Here is a 19580-nt window from a genome sequence, read left to right as displayed (position 1 = left end):
CGTCCGTCAGCGGCGCGCGGCGCTGGGCGCGCGCTGCGTTGGCCGTTCGGACGACTGCCTCAAAACATGTCGATGCGGGAAAGTGGGTGATGGATCGCGGCGCTGTCCATAACGCGCAACAAATAACACAATCCATTTAACGCCACATGTTATATCCTACCCATGATCCGAACTTTCGCTGACAAAGCGACCGAAGCGCTCTTCGAAGGTTTCTCCGTGCGGTCGCTGCCGCGTCACATTCAGGCGTCCGCTTATCGCAAGTTGTTGATGCTGAACGCGGCGGCGTCCGCCAGCGATTTGCTCGCGCCGCCCGGAAATCGTCTGGAGGCGTTGCAGGGAAAACGCAGCGGCCAATGGAGCATTCGCATCAACCACCAATGGCGCATTTGCTTTTATTTTGTCGGAGAAGACGTGCTGAACGTTGAAATAACCGACTATCACTAATATAAGGAGTCGTTTCATGATCCATCGCCGCCACGCCCCGGGCACGCGCGACTTTTCCGACGTTTCGACCGGCGAGCGCCTGACGCCCGTGCATCCGGGCGAAATCCTGCGCGACGAGTTTCTCGCGCCGCTCGGCATCACGGCGCACGCGCTGTCTATCGCATTGCGCGTCCCCGCGCCGCGCATCAACGACGTCGTTCGAGAAAAGCGGGCTGTATCGCCGGAAACCGCGCTACGGTTAGCGCGCTACCTTGGCACGACGGCCGAATTCTGGATGAATCTTCAGGCGGACTACGACTTGCGCGTCGCGACCGCAGCCGTGGGCGAGCAGATCGAGCGCGAAATCGAGCCGTTGCCCGCTGAACGCCGCGCGTGCCTGGTGCTGGAAGACGGGCCGCGCGCCTGACTTTGGACACTTCCGGCGCACGCCGCCGCGTCCTACACCGCGAACACCGAAACTGTCTGTGACCCCGATGACACGGGCCTGCAGTATCGAGCAGGTAGAATCAGGGGATTCGTCAAACGCTCCTGGAGCCACGTAATGTCCCTCTCCCGTCGAACAACGCTGACCAAGTACCTGATCGAGCAACAGCGCGAGCATCAAAATCTACCCGCCGACCTGCGGCTTCTGATCGAAGTCGTGGCACGCGCCTGCAAGCAAATCAGCTATCAGGTCAGCAAGGGCGCGCTCGGTGACGCGCTCGGCAGCGCCGGCAGCGAGAATGTCCAGGGCGAGGTTCAGAAGAAGCTCGACATCCTGTCGAACGAAATTCTCCTCGATGCCAACGAATGGGGCGGAAATCTCGCCGCTATGGCGTCCGAGGAAATGGAAAAGATTTTCCCAATCCCCAATCGCTATCCGAAGGGCAACTATCTGCTGACATTCGATCCGCTCGACGGATCGTCGAATATCGACGTGAACGTCTCGATCGGCACGATCTTCTCCGTGTTGCGCTGCCCAGACGACAGCGAGCCGAGCGAAGCCGCGTTCATGCAGCCCGGCTCCGCGCAGGTCGCGGCGGGTTACGCGGTGTACGGCCCGCAAACGGTGCTTGTCCTGACAACGGGTAACGGCGTGAACTGTTTCACGCTCGACCGCGAACTCGGTTCGTGGGTGTTGACCCAAAGCGACATGCAAATCCCGGTCGATACCCGCGAATACGCGATCAACGCATCGAACAGCCGCCACTGGTACGAGCCGGTCCAGCAATATGTGAGCGAACTGAACGCCGGCAGCGACGGCCCGCGCAAGGAAGACTTCAATATGCGCTGGATCGCGTCGATGGTGGCCGACGTGCATCGCATCCTGAATCGCGGCGGCGTGTTCATGTATCCCGCCGACAAACGCACGCCTGACCGCCCGGGCAAACTGCGCCTGATGTACGAAGCGAACCCGATGGCGTTTATCGTCGAACAGGCCGGCGGCGCGGCGACCAACGGAGAGAAGCGCATTCTCGATATCGTTCCGCAGAGTCTTCACGAGCGCGTGCCGGTGTTTCTCGGGTCGAAGAATGAAGTGGATCGTGTGACCCGCTATCATCTCGAAAAGAAAATTTGATCAGGGTATTGCCAAACTCAGGAAAGAGTCTCTATAATCTCGTTTCTCTGATGCCGGAATAGCTCAGACGGTAGAGCAGCGCATTCGTAATGCGAAGGTCGGGGGTTCGATTCCTCTTTCCGGCACCAAGCTTCATTTTAAAACCCGCGTCGCCTTTCACGGCTTCGCGGGTTTTTTCTTTTGTCCCACGTTTGCGCGCAGTCTCGCCTTTTGCCCTTCTTCCTGCGGCATTAACAATCCGCCCAATGCATTACGCTTCCACATAACGTCTGACTCACACAATTATTACCTTTGTGTGCAGCCGCACATAAGTCAGATATTTATTTACAACACTCGAAAATACGTCAACCGCCGTTTCCCGGTATCGTTATAACGAAGTGAGCGGTTGCAAATGAGCACGTGCATGACGCTTAACTACGTCCGGGGCGCTGCGCCGCAACACGGCGCAACGGCGAACTGGCGGGAAATTTTGCGAGATGACTCGATGCCAAGCGGCAATAAATTCACGACCATTTATTAAGTCGCAATTTCGAACGCCCGTCCTTTAGCACGGACATTTTAAATATTATTGGCTTCGCTCAAAGTAGCAACGCTCGTGTTCCGTTAAAGCAACAAAGGAACGCGCAAAAGTTCGGACAGCACATTCGACGCTGGCGTGATGCCAAAGCGCAGATCGATAATCGAGTGGAACAAGGAGAGCAATGATGGACAAGCCAACGAAAATTCCGACCCCCGACAAGGTGTCCTGTCCGGATCCGGAACCGGTAGCTGTCGAATTTCTGGCCGCGGAACTGCCCGAGCACGTTCGCGCCTTCTTCGACGAGCAACGCAACCTGTGCGATTCGAAATAAGCGGTAAAGCGCATCGCGCGCACCGCAACGTTCGTACGACCGGCGCGTCACGCGTCAGGTGCGTCGGACGCATGGTAATCGCGCCGGGTTTTGTCGCGCGCTGCAAAACGATGAACGCCCAGCCGTTCCTGGATGCGCTCGCCTTTAGGTCCTGACCGCCCGTCTCTCACTGCCCCGGGCGAATTCTGTCGCGCGTGTGCGCTATGCTGGCGCTTTTCCGTCGCCGCGACCATCATGCTTCGCTCTCTCCGCATCTCCGCTTCGGCCCGATCGCTGGCCGCGCTTTCTGCCCTTTTTCTCGCTTTGACATCGACCGCTCGCGCCGACGGCGACGACGCCCCTCTGACGAACCTAATTGCGCTGACTTCACAGCGGCTCGCGTTGGCCGAACCGGTCGCGCGTTGGAAATGGGCGCGTCACGAGCCGATTACCGATGAACCGCGCGAAACGGCGCTGCTCGCGAGCGTCGATAAAAAGGCGCGCGCAACAGGCCTCGATCCGGCATTCGCGCAACAATTCTTCCGCGATCAGATCGATGCGAGCAAGCTCGTGCAAAACGCGTTGTTCGAAAACTGGCGGGCGTCGCGGCCGCCGGAAGGCGCACCGCCCGATCTCGCCACCGATACGCGACCCAAACTCGATCGTCTGACGCAATCGCTGATCGCGGCGCTCGCGCGGGTCGAGCCGCTGCGCACGGCCGACGATTGCCCGCTGCGCCTCGCCGACAGCATCGCGCGATGGAAACATCTGACACGCTACGACGCGGCGCAGAACGCGCCGCTCGCCCGCGCGCTGTCGCATGTGTGCGCGGCGGGCGGCGTCGGTGCGGTGGGTTGAGCGGCGAAAATCGCCGCGTCAAACAAGCGCCGGATCGAGCGGCACGATTTTGAGGCCGCGGCCGAGCCGCTCGCCCAGGATGCGATAGCTCGACAGTTCGAAGCCGGTCGCCGGTTTCGCTGCCCGCAGGAGAACGGCGTCGGCAAGCGTCGCGGCGGTTCCGAAATATTGCCAGCGATCCACGACGTGCCACGCGCGATCGCCCGTCGCCGGATCGCGCTCTTCCACTGCGATCGCGCCGGGATACGTCCAAGCGGCGCCGCGCGCGTCGTCGCGGCCCGACCGCGGGACGCGGTTGTGAGGCGGACGCAAGCGCGCGATCGCCGCCGCTTCCGCGAGCAGCGCGCCGACTTCGCCGCCAGTCGCCGTCCACTCCACGCGCCGCACCAACTGCGCGAGCCGTAAATCCTTCGCGGATCGGCGCGGGCCGCTTAAGTGCGCGCGCACGCGCTGGCGCACGCGAACGCTTCGTCCGACGTAAAGCGGCACATCATTCTCGCCAAAAAATACGTAGATGCCGCATCCGGCCGGCATCTGCTCGACCGTGTCTTCGTCGATATCGCCCGCGAGTCGAAAGCGCCGCGTCACCTGATCCATGTGTCCGCGCAAAACTTCTGCGGCATGCGAGCGATGCAGGTGCTGCCAGAATTGCCACAAAAGATCGGCATCGGCGAGCGCGCGATGGCGCGCCGACGGCACCAGCGCGTGCCGCTCGACCAGCGCGTCGAGACCGTGCCGCCGCTCCGCCGGATATATCGCGCGCGACAATTGCACGGTGCAGAGCACGTCCGGCTGGAACCGCGCGCCGATCCGCTTGAACTCGCTGCGCAAAAAACCGTGGTCGAAACGCGCGTTGTGCGCGACGAACAGCCGGCCGTCGACGCGCTCTAGCAGTCCCTGCGCGACATCCTCGAACGACGGCGCGTCGCGCACCATCGCATCGGTGATGCCGGTGAGTTGCTGGATAAACGGCGGAATCGCCTGATTCGGATTGACGAGCGAACTCCATTGCGAGACGCCCGACGGCCCCGCTTCGACGATACCGATTTCAGTAATACGGTGAACGCCCAACGTGCCGCCGGTCGTCTCGAGATCGACGAATACGATGGGCTCATCAGGGAGAAACGGGGTGGGAAGCGGAGGAAAGACGTGCATCGCAGCATTAAAAGTGCGCGGCGCTCGAGCCATTCGAGGATGAACCGGTGGAGCGATCGCGCGTGAAGTGCTCGCATTTTAACGCATGCGGTGGTGGTTCGCGCCTTTACACGTGCGCCGTGCGGCTGCGCGCGCCATAAAACGACAGCGATCGGCATTAACCCTTATTTATCAAGCGAATTTACTCGGTCGTTTGTAATTCAAAATTTGAAAACTCGAAATTAAAAAAGCCCCTGCATTGGCAGGGGCTTTTACGCCGCGCGGATTAAGCGAAGGCTTAGATTCCGCGAATGTTCGCAGCCTGCTTGCCCTTCGGGCCTGCCTTCACCTCGAATTGCACGCGCTGGTTTTCTTTAAGCGACTTGAAACCGTCGGCACGGATCTCGGAGAAGTGCGCGAACAGGTCTTCACCGCCGGTATCCGACGTGATGAAGCCAAAGCCTTTAGCGTCGTTGAACCATTTGACGATACCGGTTTCCATATACCTGATTCCCTTCGAAGTTTGATAAAAGCGGGCGAACCCAATACAGCCGTGCGCATAAAATACACGGTCCCGCTTTTATATAAGGCACAGTTTCTGTCGTCAAGAGGATTTTTATAACATCCATATAATCCATAGGCTTTAACGAAACGGTCAAAATAAGCATGAACATTCGGATAGGCGTACTGCCACGCCGTCATTTTTTCTTATGATCGAAATGAAAATAACAAAATTACCGTTTATTGGCCTTATATGTAACCGATGTTTTCGAATCGTAAGTGTTTACGCGTCTTGTTCGATCACATGCCGTTCGTCACTATGAAACATGAATTAGCAGACATATCTGGAGGAAATAGTGATGACCGATCTCAAGCGCATGGCTCTCTGGCTTAAATCGCTCGCCGCCCCTGTTCATCTGGTTACGCCCGACACTTCCGCCGCGCCACTCAATATCGATCCCGCCTGGCACGGCGATCATTGGCAGAACCTGCTTTCGTGTCCGATGATGGACGCGCGCCACTACGTAATGGAAGACTGGACGATCCCGCTCACGCGCGAATTCCCGCCCGAGAACGAGGCGTTGCAGGACGACGAATCGCCGGATGACGAGCACATCGAAACGGAAGACCGCCGCGCCGCCTGATCCGAGCGATCGCTTATCGGCGGGCAAAAAAAGCGCGACTGGAAAGTCGCGCTGACAAAAGGCTTTGGAGATCTTTTCCGTCGCCGGAAAAGTCCGCTTCGGAAAGCAGAAATTTCAGTATAGCGGGAACTTTTGGCAGAATTACCGACAGAAACCACAAGCGTCTATTACAAACTACTCAACAATGCAGATTGAGTTTTGTCCTGTTGCATATAGACGTCAGAAAGTGTAGCCGCTGCGCAACGACTCCGGGTTGACACCTCCGCATCAAGCCCCCGAATTTCTCTCAAAGCCTTACCCGACAAGGCTTCCGCCGCGCCCATCCATCATTGCCGATAGCAGAATACTTTATTGCGTAAATCGGAAGGTGTGAGCATTTGCAGGGTCTTTACACTTCGTCTGGTCCGGAAACAAATGTGACTGCTGCAGACACATTGCTTTGCTAGTCAGCGCCTCTCGCAGCGCGTCCAGTGAAGGTTTCCTTCAAGCCTGGGTTCGAAGAAACCCAAACTGCTCTCTCGGAGTGATAAAGATGAAAAAGACTCTCATGTTCGCGGCCCTCTCGGGCGTATTCGCTACCGCAGCTCACGCACAAAGCAGCGTCACGCTGTACGGCCTGATCGATGCTGGCATGACGTACACGAACAACCAAAATGGTCACAGCAACTTCAAGGCGACGAGCGGTTCGGTGAACGGCAGCCGTTGGGGCCTGCGCGGGTCTGAAGATCTCGGCGGCGGCCTGAAGGCAATCTTCACGTTGGAAAACGGCTTCAACATCATGAACGGCAACAACGGCCAAGGCGGTCGTGAGTTCGGCCGTCAAGCATTCGTCGGCCTGTCGAGCGAGCAATTCGGTACGACCACGTTGGGTCGTCAGTACGACTCGATGGTCGACTTCGTCGGCCCGCTGGCGCTGACCGGCACGCAATACGGCGGCACGCAGTTCGCCCACCCGTTCGACAACGACAACCTCAACAACACGTTCCGTGTCGACAACTCGATCAAGTACACGAGCGCTAACTACGCTGGGTTCAAGTTCGGCGGCCAATACGGCTTCTCGAACACGGCAGGCGCCTTTGCGGACAACCGCGAATACAGCGTCGGCGCGTCGTACAACTACGGCCCGTTGAACGTTGCCGCAGCGTATATGCAACTGAACAACAACCCGGCGAACCTGAACCTGACGAACGGCGCAGTCGCAGGCGACCAGCCGTTGTTCGCAGGCCGTCAACGCACGTGGGGCGCTGGCCTGAACTACGCTTTCGGCCCGGCAGTGGTCGGCTTCGTGTTCTCGCAAACGCAACTGGCTAATGGCGCAGGCCTGAACACGGCAGGCGCGGGCGTCGGCGGCGCAGCAGGCATCGCTTCGCTCGGCGACAGCGCGCGCTTCAACAACTATGAGTTGAACGGCCGCTACGCATTGACCCCGGCATTGAGCCTGGCCGGTTCGTACACGTTCACCGATGCGCGTATCGACGGCGTGAAGCCGAAGTTCCAACAGGTCAACCTGCAAACGGCCTACGCGCTGTCGAAGCGCACGGACGTCTACCTGCAAGGCGAATACCAACACGTTTCGGATCTGGAAGGCACGGGTCTGGGCGCGACGATCAACGGCGTCGGCATGTCGACGACGCCGAATCAAGTGTCGGCAACGGTTGGTCTGCGTCACCGCTTCTAAAGCAGTACAGCAGTTCAGATGTGAAAAAAGCGCCGCTTTCGCGGCGCTTTTTTTATGCTCGTGCGGGACGGGCGAATGCAGCGGTCAGACTTTCGGCGGATAACGCACATCGAGGATGTCGATTTGTTGCACGCCGGCGGGCGTGTGCAGCGCGACGGTATCGCCGATTTTAGCCTTCAGCAACGCGCGTGCAATTGGCGAGATCCAGCTGACACAGCCCTGGTCGAGGTCCACTTCATCGACACCGACGATCCGCACCGTGTGCGCCTCGCCGTCGTCACCTGAGTACTCCACGGTCGCGCCGAAAAAGACTTGATCCACGTTCTCCTGCCGGCTACTGTCGACAACTTCCGCCAGATCCAGGCGCTTTGTCAGAAAGCGAATCCGACGATCGATCTCACGCAGCCGCCGCTTGCCGTAGATATAGTCGCCGTTCTCCGACCGGTCGCCGTTGGACGCCGCCCACGAAAGCAGTTTCACGACATCCGGGCGCTCCTCGTCGAGCAGATGCAGCAACTCATCGCGCAGGCGCTGATGCCCTGCCGGCGTGATGTAGTTCTTCGTGCCGGCGGGCATCTCCGGCTGGGCGATATCGAGGTCGTCGTCGGTATCTTCGGATTCTTTGACAAAGGCTTTATTCATGGTGCAAACCGCTTGGAATGGCATAAGGAGAAGCAAGATCGCCGAATGGTTTAATCAGACGATCACTGATCTATAAGATTACACGAAGGTGAAAGGTTCATAGTTTGTGCCGGCGAGGTCTTCCAATTTTAGATAGTCTTGGCTATAATCTCGCTTCTGAATGCGGCTGTAGCTCAGTTGGATAGAGTACTTGGCTACGAACCAAGGGGTCGTGGGTTCGAATCCTGCCAGCCGCACCATTTATTGAAGTGTGTTCCTTTCGGAGCGCACGGATTGAAGAAATCAGCGTTTAACCATAAACGCGCGAAGTAATAAAGCAGTACCGTTTTGCGTGCGGCTGTAGCTCAGTTGGATAGAGTACTTGGCTACGAACCAAGGGGTCGTGGGTTCGAATCCTGCCAGCCGCACCACTCTTTGAAGGGCCTTCCATTCGGAAGGCCCTTTTGTTTTGCGTCTACGGTTGTATCGCGCTTGAGCGAACGTTACTGACGCGGCGCGGAACCAATATCGCCGATCCGCCCATCTGGCATCGGTACGTCCTCAACGGAAGCCGTCGCGCCCGGTTCGCCGATAATCTCCACGCGATCGCCCAGCAGCGTATGGGGCCGATGCGGAAAAGTGTCCTCGACGGTATCGCCGAAAACATGGCGCACGAACGCGCGCAGCAATGCGATGCGCAGCGACGGCCCTCGCCCTTCCTGCGGCTCCACGTCGTGGCCGAACGTCGCCGTGCACACCACTTCGCCCCGGCCGTGATCGTACATTTCGATACGGCACGCGCGCTCCAACACCACGGCCGCCGAATCCCACGATGCTGACGGCAAGAAGCGTCCGTCCCACGGCTTGCCGCGATCGTTGCCACGGATCGCGAGCGTTTCGCCGCCATCGGTAAAGCGAATCTCGCGAACGAATTCATGCAGACTGCGCGCCACCCAGTAATCCAGCGCGGGCGCGTCGAGATCGGAGGTATTCATGTTGGTGTGCCCTTGTGCGTACGTCGAATGAGTACAGGACCGCAGGATATGTTCCAGCGCCGTTCGGCCACGGCGCCGTTCAATCAATAATCGCCGCGCTCGCGATCGACCCGCATGCCGCCTTCGCTGTTGCGATGGTGCGGCTCGTCGCTCGGGCGCTCGCGGGCGATGCGCATCACGTCCGGGTTCGTGCGCACGCGGCGCATGACGTTGGCGAGATGCACGCGGTCGCTCACCTGGATCACGAAACGCAGGAACGTGGATTCCTGCGTGACGTCCTCGTCCATCGCGATATGCACGATATTCGCGTCCGCCGACGTGATGTCAGCCGCGACTCGCGCGAACACACCCTTGGTGTTATTGACCAGCACCTTCACCGCGACATCGAACAGGCGACCCGGCTGCGGCGCCCACGCCACGTCGATCCAGCGGCCCGGATCGCGCCGATGAATACGTTGCGCGACGCGGCAATCGGTCGTGTGGATCGCCATACCGAGGCCGATGCCGATATAGCCCATGATGTCGTCGCCGGGGATAGGACGGCAGCACGCGGACAACTGCACCGACATGCCTTCCGTGCCGGTAATCACCACCGGCGGCGCGGTGTTCGTGGTGAAACTTTCGCGCGGCGAATCGTCATCGTCGCGGCCGTTCATCAGCACTTCGATCCGCTTCGCCATGACCGCGGCCACGCGCCGGCCGAGGCCGATATCGGCGAAAATTTCCGAGCGGTTCTTGTTGCCGGTCCACTGCGCGAGCCGCTCCCACACTTCCGGCGTGACCTCGGCGAGCGAAAGACCGTAACCCTTGAGCGATTGATCGACGAGCCGTTCGCCAAGTTGCACCGATTCGTTCAGGCGCATCGTCTTCAGATAATGGCGAATGGCCGAGCGCGCCTTGCCGGTTCGCACGAACCCGAGCCACGCGGGGTTCGGCTTCGAATACGGCGCGGTGATGACCTCGACGATATCGCCGCTCTTCAGTTCCGTACGCAGCGGCAGGAGTTCGTTGTTGATCTTCACCGCGACGCACTGGTTGCCCAGGTCGCTGTGGATCGAATACGCGAAATCGAGCGCCGTCGCGCCGCGCGGCAGCGGCATGATCTTCGACTTTGGCGTGAAAACGTAGACGGCATCCGGGAACAAGTCGATCTTGACGTGTTCGAGGAATTCGCTGGAATCTCCAGCTTCGCTCTGAATGTCGAGCAGCGACTTCAGCCACTGATGCGCGCGCTTTTGCACGTCGTTCAGATCCGCGCCGCCGTTCTTGTAGAGCCAATGCGCGGCCACGCCCGCTTCCGCGATTTCGTGCATCTTGCGCGTGCGGATCTGGAACTCGATCGGCGCGCCGAACGGACCGACCAGCGTGGTGTGAAGCGACTGATAGCCGTTCACTTTCGGGATCGCAATGTAATCCTTGAACTTGCCCGGCACTGGTTTATACAGCGCGTGCAGCGCGCCGATACACGTGTAGCACTCGAGCGCGCTCTCCAGCACGACGCGAAAACCGTAGACATCGAGCACCTGCGAAAACGACAACTGCTTGTCGCGCATCTTTTTGTAGATGCTGTAGATCGTCTTTTCGCGGCCGGTCACTTCGGCGGTGATTTTCGCATCGGCGATGGTGCGCTGCACCGCTTCGAGAATCTTGCCGACCACTTCCCGCCGATTCCCGCGCGCCGCCTTGACCGCTTTTTCGAGCGTGGCGTAGCGGTTCGGATTGAAGTTCGCGAAGCTCAAATCCTGCAATTCGCGATACGTATTGTTCAGGCCGAGCCGGTGAGCGATCGGCGCGTAGATATCGATGGTTTCGCGCGCCACGCGCCGCCGCTTTTCCGGCGAGACCGCGCCGAGCGTGCGCATGTTGTGCAAGCGGTCCGCGAGCTTGACGAGAATCACGCGGACGTCGCGCGCCATCGCGAGCAGCATCTTGCGGAAATTCTCCGCCTGCGCTTCCTCGCGATTGCGGAATTCCATCTTGTCGAGCTTCGACAACCCGTCGACGAGTTCCGCGACCTTCGCGCCGAACGGCTCGGCAATCTCGGCTTTCGTCACGCCCTGATCTTCGATCACGTCGTGCAGCAGCGCCGCCATGATCGACTGTGCATCCAGCTTCCAGCCTGCGCAAATCTCCGCGACCGCGACCGGATGCGTGATGTACGGCTCACCGCTCTGCCGATACTGGCCGAGGTGAGCTTCGTCGCTGAAATGGAAAGCGGCCTTGACCTCCTTGATTTCCTCGGGCGTGAGGTAGGAGGCCAGCGTGGTGGTCAGTTTCGCAATGGAAACGACGTCGTGACGGCGCGGCTTTTCGGGCGTCGCCGTCGGACCGAACAGATGCCGGAACGACTGTTCCAGTACCGCGTCGATATATTTGCGCGCCGCCGAGGGCGAATGCGAGTCGTGGTCGGACTCTTGCGCGCCGTCGTGTGCGCCGTCGTGGGAGTTTTCGTGCTCCGCATCCACGGAGACGGGCAAATGGCTCTCACTCATGTTTGCCTCCGTGGTGGACGATGCGGTTGGGTAGGCCGAAATCGCGGACTGAGTCGTGCCGTTAAACCGGCACCTTCTTCAGCATTTCCACGCCGACCTGGCCGGACGCGATTTCGCGAAGCGCGACGACCGTCGGCTTGTCGCGGCTTTCGATCTTCGGCGTGTGGCCCTGCGCGAGCTGACGCGCGCGATAGGTTGCCGCGAGCGCGAGCTCGAAGCGATTCGGAATCATTTTCAGACAGTCTTCAACGGTGATGCGGGCCATGTTTTGCTTCCTTCTCAATATGTTCTTTATTCTACCTTATGTGACGGGTAGGCCTGATCACTCCGCGTGCGGCGAATGAATCCCCAACTCGACGAAAAGCTGCGTGTGGCGCGCGTATTGCGATCCGAAGCGCAAACGCGTCGCCGCGACGAGACACTGCAGTTCGGCCAGCGCCCGCTCGAAATTCTCGTTGATCACTACGTACTCCGCTTCCGGCGCGTGCGCCATCTCGCTGCCGGCCGCGAGCAAACGCCGCACGATCACGTTCTGCGAGTCCTGTCCGCGCTTCTTCAGACGGTCTTCGAGCGCGTCGAGCGACGGCGGCAGAATGAAGATCTCCACCGCGTTGCGAAACTGCTTCTTGACCTGCTGCGCGCCCTGCCAGTCAATTTCGAGCAGTACGTCGTGGCCGCTTTTCATCTGCTCCTCGATCCACACGCGCGACGTGCCATAGTAATTGCCATGCACTTCCGCGCTTTCGAGAAACTCGTGCTTCGCGTGGCGGGCCATGAAGTCGTCGACGGTGGCGAAGTGGTACTGCACGCCGTTTTCCTCGCCCGGACGCGGCGCGCGCGTCGTGAACGACACTGACAGCCGAATCGCCGGATCCTGCGCGAGCAGCGCGTTCACGAGCGTCGATTTGCCCGCGCCCGAAGGCGCCACGACCATGAACAGATTGCCGGGATACGTGCCGGTATAAGTGTTGAGATGCGCGTTGCGCGTCGAATCGGTCATGTCGCGTTACTCCAGGTTCTGTACTTGCTCGCGCATCTGTTCGATCAACAGCTTGAGCGTCATCGACGCATCCGCGAGTTCCTTCGCCGCCGCTTTCGAGCCGAGCGTGTTCGCCTCGCGGTTCAGCTCCTGCATCATGAAATCGAGCCGCTTGCCGACCTTGCCGCCCTTTTGCAGCACATGACGCGTTTCCGTCAGATGCGCGATCAGCCGCTGCAACTCTTCCGCGATATCGATGCGGATGCCGTACATCGTCACTTCCTGGCGAATCCGTTCGGCGATTTCCTCGCGCGGAATGCTCGTCGACGTGCTTTCCGGCGCGGCGATACCGAGCGCGTCCTGCAGCCGCTCGACAATCTTTTGCTGATGCTTCGCGATCAGTTCCGGCACGAGCGGCGTGATGCGCGCGACGATCGCTTCCATCTCCGTCACGTTCGCGATCAGCACCGCGCCGAGCGCCGCGCCTTCACGCGCGCGGACGTCGATCAGATCCGCGATCGCCTGCTTGCCGCACGCGAGCACTGCATCGCGCAGCACGTCCGGCGACACGCCGCTCTCCGACAAAATGCCCGGCCAGCGCAGGATTTCGCCGGTACGCATGCGTTCGGCGTCCGGGAAAATCGACAGCACCGACTGCTCCAGCGCCGCGAGTTGCGAAAGCGCGTCGCGATTGAGCGCGCCAGCGGTCGCCGTCTGTTCGGCGCGATTCAGGTTGATACGAATATCGACCTTGCCGCGCGACAGCTTCGTCATCAGCATTTCGCGCAATTGCGGCTCGCAGACGCGCACGTCTTCGGGCATGCGGAAATTCAGGTCGAGAAAGCGCGAATTCACCGTGCGCAATTCAACCGATACCCCGATGCCCGAGCCATTGGCTCCCGTGCCCGCCGCGGCGACTTCGCGCGTCGCGCTGGCATAGCCTGTCATGCTGTAGATCATGGTACGTCTCGCGGTTTCTTGGCCTTCAGAACGAAGGCCGGATAACTTCGATCCGCCCGGTATCGAGGTGCGCGGAGAACGCACGCATAGGGTGTCCGGGCGAGGAAGGACGCATTATCCCATTTTTGCCGAGCGACGCCCGATGTAGGCCATGCAGGCGCGTTTTTGCCGCGACGCTTCGTGCGCGCCTTCCGACGCCGATCAGACGCTGAACCCGAATAACGCTAAAATTCGTGAGTTACGCCGTGCGCGCCTGCGCGGCTCGTCCCCTCTTCCAGCGCCTTCCATGACCGACTCCACTCAGCTTCAATCCGCCTTCACACGTCCGAGCGGCCGCCGCCCGAACCAGTTGCGCGACGTGCGCATCACGCGCCATTACACGAAGCACGCGGAAGGTTCGGTGCTCGTCGAATTCGGCGATACCAAGGTGATCTGCACGGCGAGCATCGCCGAGCGCGTGCCGGAATTCCTGCGCGGCCGCGATCAAGGCTGGCTCACCGCCGAATACGGCATGTTGCCCCGCGCGACTCACACGCGCAGCGACCGCGAAGCCGCGCGCGGCAAGCAGACCGGACGCACGCAGGAAATCCAGCGGCTGATCGGCCGTGCGCTGCGCTCGGTGTTCGACCTGAACAAGCTCGGCGCGCGCACGCTGCATATCGATTGCGACGTGATTCAGGCCGATGGCGGCACGCGCACGGCCAGCATCACCGGCGCGTTCGTCGCCGCGCACGACGCGGTGTCGAAGCTGATCGCGGCAGGCAAGATCGCGGAATCGCCCATTAACGATTTCGTCGCGGCCATTTCGGTCGGCGTGTACGAAGGCGAGCCGGTGCTCGATCTCGACTACGACGAAGACTCGCAATGCGACACCGACATGAACGTCGTGATGACGGGCGCGGGCGGTTTCGTCGAAGTTCAGGGAACGGCCGAAGGCGTGCCGTTCTCGCGCGACGAAATGAGCGCGCTGCTCGACCTCGCGACGAGCGGGATCGATACGTTGATCGCCAAGCAGAAGGCCGCGCTGGAGTTGCAAGGTGTCTGATAGCACGTTGAAGAGCGCGCCCGGGCGCGTGGTCCTCGCGTCGAACAACGCGGGCAAGCTGCGCGAGTTCGCCGGGCTGCTGAACGCCGCCGGGATCGAACTCGTGGCGCAAGGCGCGCTCGGCGTGCCGGAAGCCGAGGAACCGCACGCGACGTTCGTCGAAAATGCGCTGGAAAAGGCGCGCCACGCCGCGCGTCTGACCGGTCTGCCGGCGCTCGCCGACGACTCCGGCCTCTGCGTCCGCGCGCTCTCCGGCGCGCCGGGCGTGTACTCGGCGCGTTACGCGCAACGCGCGGGCGGCGAGAAAAGCGACGCCGCGAACAACGCGCGGCTGATCGCCGATCTCGCGGACGAAGCCGACCGCCGCGCGTATTACTTCTGCGTGCTGGTGCTCGTGCGTCACGCCGACGACCCCGAGCCGCTGATCGCCGAAGGCCGCTGGCACGGTGAGGTGATCGATGAGCCGCGTGGCGCGAACGGTTTCGGCTACGACGCGCATTTCTTCCTGCCGACGCTAAACGCCACCGCCGCCGAGCTCGATCCGGCCACGAAAAACGCCACGAGCCATCGCGCGATCGCCCTGCAACAATTGCTCGCGCGGCTGAAGGAACTGGCGTGAGCACCGGTCCGCAAACCATCAATGTCGTGAAGGCGTTCACGTCGCCGGGCAGTATCCGGCTGACGTCGCTGCCGCCGCTCTCGCTCTACGTGCATTTCCCGTGGTGCGTGCGCAAGTGCCCGTATTGCGATTTCAATTCGCACGAGTGGAAGGGCGAGGCGTTTCCCGAGGAACGTTACCTCGATGCATTGCGCGCCGATCTCGAAGGCGCGTTGCCGCTCGTGTGGGGCCGTCAGGTGCACACGATCTTCATCGGCGGCGGCACGCCGAGCCTGCTGTCCGCGAAGGGTCTCGACCGCCTGCTGTCCGATGCGCGCGCGTTGCTGCCGCTCGACGCCGACGCCGAAATCACGCTCGAAGCCAATCCCGGCACGTTCGAAGCCGACAAGTTCGCGCAGTTCCGGGCAAGCGGCGTGAACCGGCTGTCCATTGGCATTCAGAGTTTCAACGAGGCGCATCTGAAGGCGCTCGGACGGATCCACGATTCGACGCAGGCGCACCGCGCCGTGGAAATTGCCGCGCGCAATTTCGATAACTTCAACCTCGACCTGATGTTCGCGCTGCCCGAGCAGACGCTCGACCAGTGCCGCGCCGATATCGAAACCGCGCTCGCGTTCGCGCCGCCGCATTTGTCGCTGTATCACCTCACGCTCGAACCGAACACGATGTTCGCGAAATTCCCGCCACACGTGCCCGACGACGACGCCTCCGCCGACATGCAGGACTGGATACACGAGCGCACGCAGCAGGCGGGCTATGGGCGCTACGAGGTGTCGGCGTATGCGAAGCCGCATCGGCAGAGCCGTCACAACCTGAACTACTGGCGCTTCGGCGACTATCTCGGCATCGGCGCGGGCGCGCATACGAAGCTGTCGTTTCCGTCGAAGATCCTGCGTCAGGCGCGCTACAAACATCCCGCCACCTACATGGATCAGGCGCTCACCGGCACGCCCGTGCAGGAAGAACGCGAAGTCGGCCCGCGCGATCTGCCGTTCGAATTCATGCTGAACACGCTGCGGCTCGTCGAAGGATTTCCGGTCCATGCATTTCTCGAACGCACCGGACTCGCGATGTCCGCCATCGAACCGGCGCTCGCGCTCGCCGAACAGCGCGGGCTCATCACGCGCGATTTCGAACGCATCGCGCCGACCGAGCGCGGCCAGAATTTCCTCAACGACCTTCAGGAACTCTTCCTGAAAAGCGACAAGTCACCTTGAGCGTCTCGCCTTCCGCCCTGCCCCGTTCCGTCATGCGTCACCGGCCGTTCGCGCTTTTCTGGAGCGCGCGCGTGATGTCGTCGATGGCATTCCAGATGTTGTCGGTTGCGATCGGCTGGCAGATCTACGCGATCACGCACAGCGCGTTCGCGCTCGGCTTGGTCGGCCTCGCGCAATTCGTGCCGATGTTCGTGCTGACGCTTTTGGTCGGCCATGTCGCCGACCGCTACGACCGGCGGCGCATCGCAACGGTTTGCCAGGTGATCGAAGGGCTGGCCGCGCTCACGCTGTGCGTCGGCGCGTGGCGCGGCTGGGATAGCGTCGCGCTGATCTACGCGATCGCCGTGATCAGCGGCGCGGCGCGCGCGTTCGAATCGCCTTCGATGGCCGCGCTCCTGCCGAATCTCGTACCGCGCGCGCAGCTTCAATACGCGACGGCGTGGTCGACGTCGGCCAATCAGACCGCGCAGATTCTCGGCCCCGCGATGGGCGGGCTGCTCTACGGCGTCGGCGCGCTCGCGGTGTACGGCATGGTGAGTTGCGCGTTCGTCGGCGCGGCGTTTTCGATGGCGTCGATCCGTATCGAACAGGCCGTGCGCGTGCGCGCGCCGCTCTCGTTCGAGGCGCTGTTTTCGGGCATCGCGTTTATCCGCAGCAAGCCGGTGATTCTGGGCGCGCTGTCGCTCGATCTTTTTGCCGTGCTGCTCGGCGGCGCGACCGCGCTGCTGCCGGTGTTCGCGCGCGACATCCTGCATACCGGCCCATGGGGACTCGGCGTCCTGCGCGCCGCGCCCGCTGTCGGCGCGCTGGCGGGATCGATTTATCTCGCGCACTTTCCGCTCAAGCGGCGCGCGGGGACGGCATTGTTCGGCGGCGTGATTGCGTTCGGCGTGGCGACGATCGTCTTCGGGTTGTCCACTAACATTTTCCTCTCGCTTGCGGCACTCGCGGCGCTCGGGGCGTCGGATGTGATCAGCGTGGTCGTGCGTATGTCGCTCGTGCAATTGCAGACACCCGACGACATGCGCGGCCGCGTCGGCGCGATCAACTCGCTGTTTATCGGCACGTCCAACCAGCTGGGCGAATTCGAATCGGGGATGACGGCGGGGTTGTTCGGCGCGGTGCCGGCGGTGTTGATCGGCGGGTTGGGGACGATTGCCATCGCGATTCTCTGGATGCGGCTTTTTCCCGCGCTGAAGGCGACCCGCACGCTCGAAGGCTGAAGTGTGTTTCCCTCGATGAGCGGCGCGAAAAGTTGCGCTACAATACGCGCCTTGCTGGAGGTGTGGCCGAGCGGTTTAAGGCACCGGTCTTGAAAACCGGCGAAGGAGCGATCCTTCCGTGAGTTCGAATCTCACCGCCTCCGCCAGATCTTTCTTTCAGCGCGCCCGAAAAATCCGGCCCGCGCGCCAAACTCCCCCCGCATTCACCTCAAAGCGCACGCCCGACGATCAACGGATCGACCGTGCCGATCGCCTTCATATCCCGGTTCGCGTAAGGCAGCTTGTGCAAGATATAGCGCATGGCGTTCAACCGCGCGCGCTTCTTACAATCCGAACGCACGACGGTCCACGGTGAATCGGCGGTATCGGTTTGCGCGAACATCGCCTCCTTGGCTTCCGTGTATTCGTCCCATTTGTCGAGCGACGCCAGGTCGATCGGACTCAGCTTCCACTGCTTAAGCGGATGAATCTCGCGCTCCCTGAAGCGCCGCCGCTGCTCCTCTTGGCTCACCGAAAACCAGAACTTGATTACATGCGTACCGCTTCGAACCAGATGGCGTTCGAACTCGGGCACCTGCTGCATGAAGTCGTGGTATTCCATTGGCGTGCAAAAACCCATCACGCGTTCGACGCCGACGCGGTTGTACCAGGAGCGGTCGAACATGACGATCTCGCCCGCCGTCGGCAAGTGCTGGACATAGCGCTGGAAATACCACTGGCCGCGTTCGGATTCGCTAGGCTTTTCAAGTGCGACGACGCGAGCGCCGCGCGGATTCAGATGCTCCATGAACCGCTTGATCGCGCCGCCCTTGCCGGCTGCATCGCGACCCTCAAAAAGAATGACGACGCGCTGGCCGGTTTCGCGCACCCATGCCTGCAGTTTCAGCAACTCGACCTGCAGCGCGTATTTCTGTCTTTCGTAAGCCCGCCGCGACATCAGGTTGCTATACGGGTACACGCCCGTGCGCCAGCCGGGCGCCAGTTCGTCGTCGGGATGAAGCGACGCGCCCTTGCGCCACACGGCCGGATCGCCTTCGAGCATCAACGCGCGCAGTGCAGCGGCTTCGTCGGGCGAAAGGCCGTTCATCACCGTCGTGAGCGCGTCGATCAACGTGCCCGAATCCTGCGAAGCAGCCGATAAAACGTGCCGCAGATCGTTCGCGTTCCGTTCGAGCGCGACCGCTGCCGCGATCTTCGGTTCATTGAGTTCGACGGCTCGCGGCGTGGTGGTCGGCATGACATCGCCGTGCGCAACGCGCCGAGCGGGCTCGGGCGCACGGTTAGCCGATTTGTTGAGAGGTTTCGTTAGATTCGACGCCAAGTTTGTTTTGTCCTTGTAGTTCCGTACTCCGAAGTTCAATGCGTCGTAGGCACGCCCTGATCCGCCGCGGACGCTTTTTTCAGCGCGACATACAGCATGTCCTTCAGATGCAGCTTCTCTTTCTTGAGATTCTCGATGGATAAGTGGTCGCCGGCGACGCGCCCCGCCTCCATGTTCTCGATTTGCTGATCCAGTTCGTTATGACGATGGAACAGCTTGGCGAAATGGGCGTCTTGCGTCTTGAGTGTGGAAATGAGATCGCGGAATTCGGGAAACATGGGTCGTTCCTCCTGCAGTGGTCAAAAAGAGTCGGCATCCCGGTGATGCCGATCATATTGAGCATTCTGCTGAGGAATCGCACTGACCAATGTCATATTTAATCGACGTTTGTTGAGCCTTTTTGCGTCGTCCCATAACGAAGAAAGCCCGCGAATTCGCGGGCTTTCTTCTTCAACGGTTTT

21 protein-coding genes and 4 tRNA genes are annotated in these 19580 nt (G+C 60.9%); 15 read left to right on the top strand and 10 right to left on the bottom strand.

Annotated features, from left to right (window positions below; all coding sequences use genetic code 11):
* Nucleotides 1–162 precede the first annotated feature (162 nt).
* The 6 genes from AC3D25_RS05250 (at nucleotide 163) to AC3D25_RS05225 (ending at nucleotide 3690) form a co-directional block, all read left to right on the top strand.
* Entirely contained in the window at nucleotides 163–444 is a 282-nt protein-coding gene (locus AC3D25_RS05250) for a type II toxin-antitoxin system RelE/ParE family toxin (protein ID WP_488887402.1), read from the top strand.
* Nucleotides 445–460: 16 nt separating this feature from the next.
* Complete coding sequence (locus AC3D25_RS05245; RefSeq protein ID WP_488887401.1) at nucleotides 461–850, top strand: HigA family addiction module antitoxin; 390 nt, start codon at nucleotides 461–463, stop codon at nucleotides 848–850.
* Nucleotides 851–985: 135 nt separating this feature from the next.
* Nucleotides 986–2002, top strand: a complete 1017-nt coding sequence (locus AC3D25_RS05240) for a class 1 fructose-bisphosphatase (protein ID WP_488887400.1) — start codon at nucleotides 986–988, stop codon at nucleotides 2000–2002.
* A 52-nt stretch (nucleotides 2003–2054) separates the two neighbouring features.
* Nucleotides 2055–2130: transfer RNA gene (locus tag AC3D25_RS05235), tRNA-Thr, on the top strand.
* 573 nt (nucleotides 2131–2703) lie between these two features.
* On the top strand, nucleotides 2704–2853 hold the full coding sequence (locus AC3D25_RS05230; RefSeq protein ID WP_488887399.1) for a hypothetical protein: 150 nt from the start codon (nucleotides 2704–2706) through the stop codon (nucleotides 2851–2853).
* Nucleotides 2854–3087: 234 nt separating this feature from the next.
* Nucleotides 3088–3690, top strand: a complete 603-nt coding sequence (locus AC3D25_RS05225) for a chorismate mutase (protein ID WP_488887398.1) — start codon at nucleotides 3088–3090, stop codon at nucleotides 3688–3690.
* Nucleotides 3691–3708: 18 nt separating this feature from the next.
* Here the strand turns inward: AC3D25_RS05225 and AC3D25_RS05220 are convergent, their stop codons facing one another.
* Together AC3D25_RS05220 and AC3D25_RS05215 are read right to left on the bottom strand one after the other, a co-directional pair.
* Nucleotides 3709–4845: an exonuclease domain-containing protein gene (locus AC3D25_RS05220; protein WP_488887397.1), complete on the bottom strand. Its 1137-nt coding sequence runs from the start codon at nucleotides 4843–4845 to the stop codon at nucleotides 3709–3711.
* A 277-nt stretch (nucleotides 4846–5122) separates the two neighbouring features.
* Nucleotides 5123–5326 carry a cold-shock protein gene (locus tag AC3D25_RS05215; RefSeq protein ID WP_488887396.1) on the bottom strand — a complete coding sequence of 68 codons (204 nt, stop codon included), beginning with the start codon at nucleotides 5324–5326 and terminating at the stop codon, nucleotides 5123–5125.
* A gap of 358 nt (nucleotides 5327–5684) precedes the next feature.
* Between AC3D25_RS05215 and AC3D25_RS05210 the strand changes: the two genes are divergently transcribed.
* Nucleotides 5685–5969 carry a hypothetical protein gene (locus AC3D25_RS05210; RefSeq protein WP_488887395.1) on the top strand — a complete coding sequence of 95 codons (285 nt, stop codon included), beginning with the start codon at nucleotides 5685–5687 and terminating at the stop codon, nucleotides 5967–5969.
* A gap of 532 nt (nucleotides 5970–6501) precedes the next feature.
* A complete protein-coding gene (locus AC3D25_RS05205) occupies nucleotides 6502–7647 on the top strand; it encodes a porin (RefSeq protein ID WP_488887394.1) in 1146 nt (381 codons plus the stop codon).
* Between the two features lie 84 nt (nucleotides 7648–7731).
* On the opposite strand, the gene greB is transcribed toward AC3D25_RS05205, so the two are convergent.
* Nucleotides 7732–8289 (bottom strand): transcription elongation factor GreB, encoded by a 558-nt coding sequence (gene greB / locus AC3D25_RS05200; protein WP_488889602.1) that lies wholly within the window; start codon nucleotides 8287–8289, stop codon nucleotides 7732–7734.
* A 162-nt stretch (nucleotides 8290–8451) separates the two neighbouring features.
* Here greB and AC3D25_RS05195 point away from each other — a divergent pair.
* Nucleotides 8452–8528, top strand: a tRNA-Arg gene (locus tag AC3D25_RS05195).
* Between the two features lie 94 nt (nucleotides 8529–8622).
* Nucleotides 8623–8699: transfer RNA gene (locus AC3D25_RS05190), tRNA-Arg, on the top strand.
* A gap of 72 nt (nucleotides 8700–8771) precedes the next feature.
* Here AC3D25_RS05190 and AC3D25_RS05185 read toward each other — a convergent pair.
* The 5 genes from AC3D25_RS05185 to AC3D25_RS05165 form a co-directional block, all read right to left on the bottom strand.
* Nucleotides 8772–9263 carry a phage protein NinX family protein gene (locus AC3D25_RS05185; RefSeq protein ID WP_488887393.1) on the bottom strand — a complete coding sequence of 164 codons (492 nt, stop codon included), beginning with the start codon at nucleotides 9261–9263 and terminating at the stop codon, nucleotides 8772–8774.
* Between the two features lie 83 nt (nucleotides 9264–9346).
* Nucleotides 9347–11755 (bottom strand): RelA/SpoT family protein, encoded by a 2409-nt coding sequence (locus tag AC3D25_RS05180; protein ID WP_488887392.1) that lies wholly within the window; start codon nucleotides 11753–11755, stop codon nucleotides 9347–9349.
* Nucleotides 11756–11816: 61 nt separating this feature from the next.
* Entirely contained in the window at nucleotides 11817–12020 is a 204-nt protein-coding gene (gene rpoZ / locus AC3D25_RS05175; RefSeq protein WP_488887391.1) for a DNA-directed RNA polymerase subunit omega, read from the bottom strand.
* 57 nt (nucleotides 12021–12077) lie between these two features.
* On the bottom strand, nucleotides 12078–12755 hold the full coding sequence (gmk, locus tag AC3D25_RS05170; RefSeq protein WP_488887390.1) for a guanylate kinase: 678 nt from the start codon (nucleotides 12753–12755) through the stop codon (nucleotides 12078–12080).
* Between the two features lie 6 nt (nucleotides 12756–12761).
* Nucleotides 12762–13694 carry a YicC/YloC family endoribonuclease gene (locus AC3D25_RS05165; RefSeq protein WP_488887389.1) on the bottom strand — a complete coding sequence of 311 codons (933 nt, stop codon included), beginning with the start codon at nucleotides 13692–13694 and terminating at the stop codon, nucleotides 12762–12764.
* Nucleotides 13695–13980: 286 nt separating this feature from the next.
* On the opposite strand from AC3D25_RS05165, the gene rph reads away from it, so the two are divergent.
* From rph to AC3D25_RS05140, 5 genes are all read left to right on the top strand, one after another.
* A complete protein-coding gene (gene rph / locus AC3D25_RS05160; RefSeq protein WP_488887388.1) occupies nucleotides 13981–14739 on the top strand; it encodes a ribonuclease PH in 759 nt (252 codons plus the stop codon).
* Nucleotides 14732–15358, top strand: a complete 627-nt coding sequence (gene rdgB, locus AC3D25_RS05155; protein WP_488887387.1) for an RdgB/HAM1 family non-canonical purine NTP pyrophosphatase — start codon at nucleotides 14732–14734, stop codon at nucleotides 15356–15358. Before rph ends, rdgB begins: the two co-directional genes overlap by 8 nt.
* Nucleotides 15355–16575 carry a radical SAM family heme chaperone HemW gene (gene hemW / locus AC3D25_RS05150; protein WP_488887386.1) on the top strand — a complete coding sequence of 407 codons (1221 nt, stop codon included), beginning with the start codon at nucleotides 15355–15357 and terminating at the stop codon, nucleotides 16573–16575. The genes rdgB and hemW overlap by 4 nt, the downstream gene beginning before the upstream one ends.
* 32 nt (nucleotides 16576–16607) lie before the next feature.
* On the top strand, nucleotides 16608–17798 hold the full coding sequence (locus AC3D25_RS05145) for an MFS transporter (RefSeq protein ID WP_488887385.1): 1191 nt from the start codon (nucleotides 16608–16610) through the stop codon (nucleotides 17796–17798).
* Nucleotides 17799–17854: 56 nt separating this feature from the next.
* Nucleotides 17855–17944: transfer RNA gene (locus tag AC3D25_RS05140), tRNA-Ser, on the top strand.
* Between the two features lie 62 nt (nucleotides 17945–18006).
* Here the strand turns inward: AC3D25_RS05140 and ppk2 are convergent.
* On the bottom strand, nucleotides 18007–19035 hold the full coding sequence (gene ppk2, locus AC3D25_RS05135; RefSeq protein ID WP_488887384.1) for a polyphosphate kinase 2: 1029 nt from the start codon (nucleotides 19033–19035) through the stop codon (nucleotides 18007–18009).
* A gap of 119 nt (nucleotides 19036–19154) precedes the next feature.
* Complete coding sequence (locus AC3D25_RS05130) at nucleotides 19155–19397, bottom strand: HP1242/YdcH family protein (RefSeq protein WP_488887383.1); 243 nt, start codon at nucleotides 19395–19397, stop codon at nucleotides 19155–19157.
* Between the last annotated feature and the right edge of the window lie 183 nt (nucleotides 19398–19580).

The organism is Caballeronia sp. SL1002 (assembly GCF_057814995.1).
This window is presented reverse-complemented; position numbering and strand designations above follow the sequence as displayed.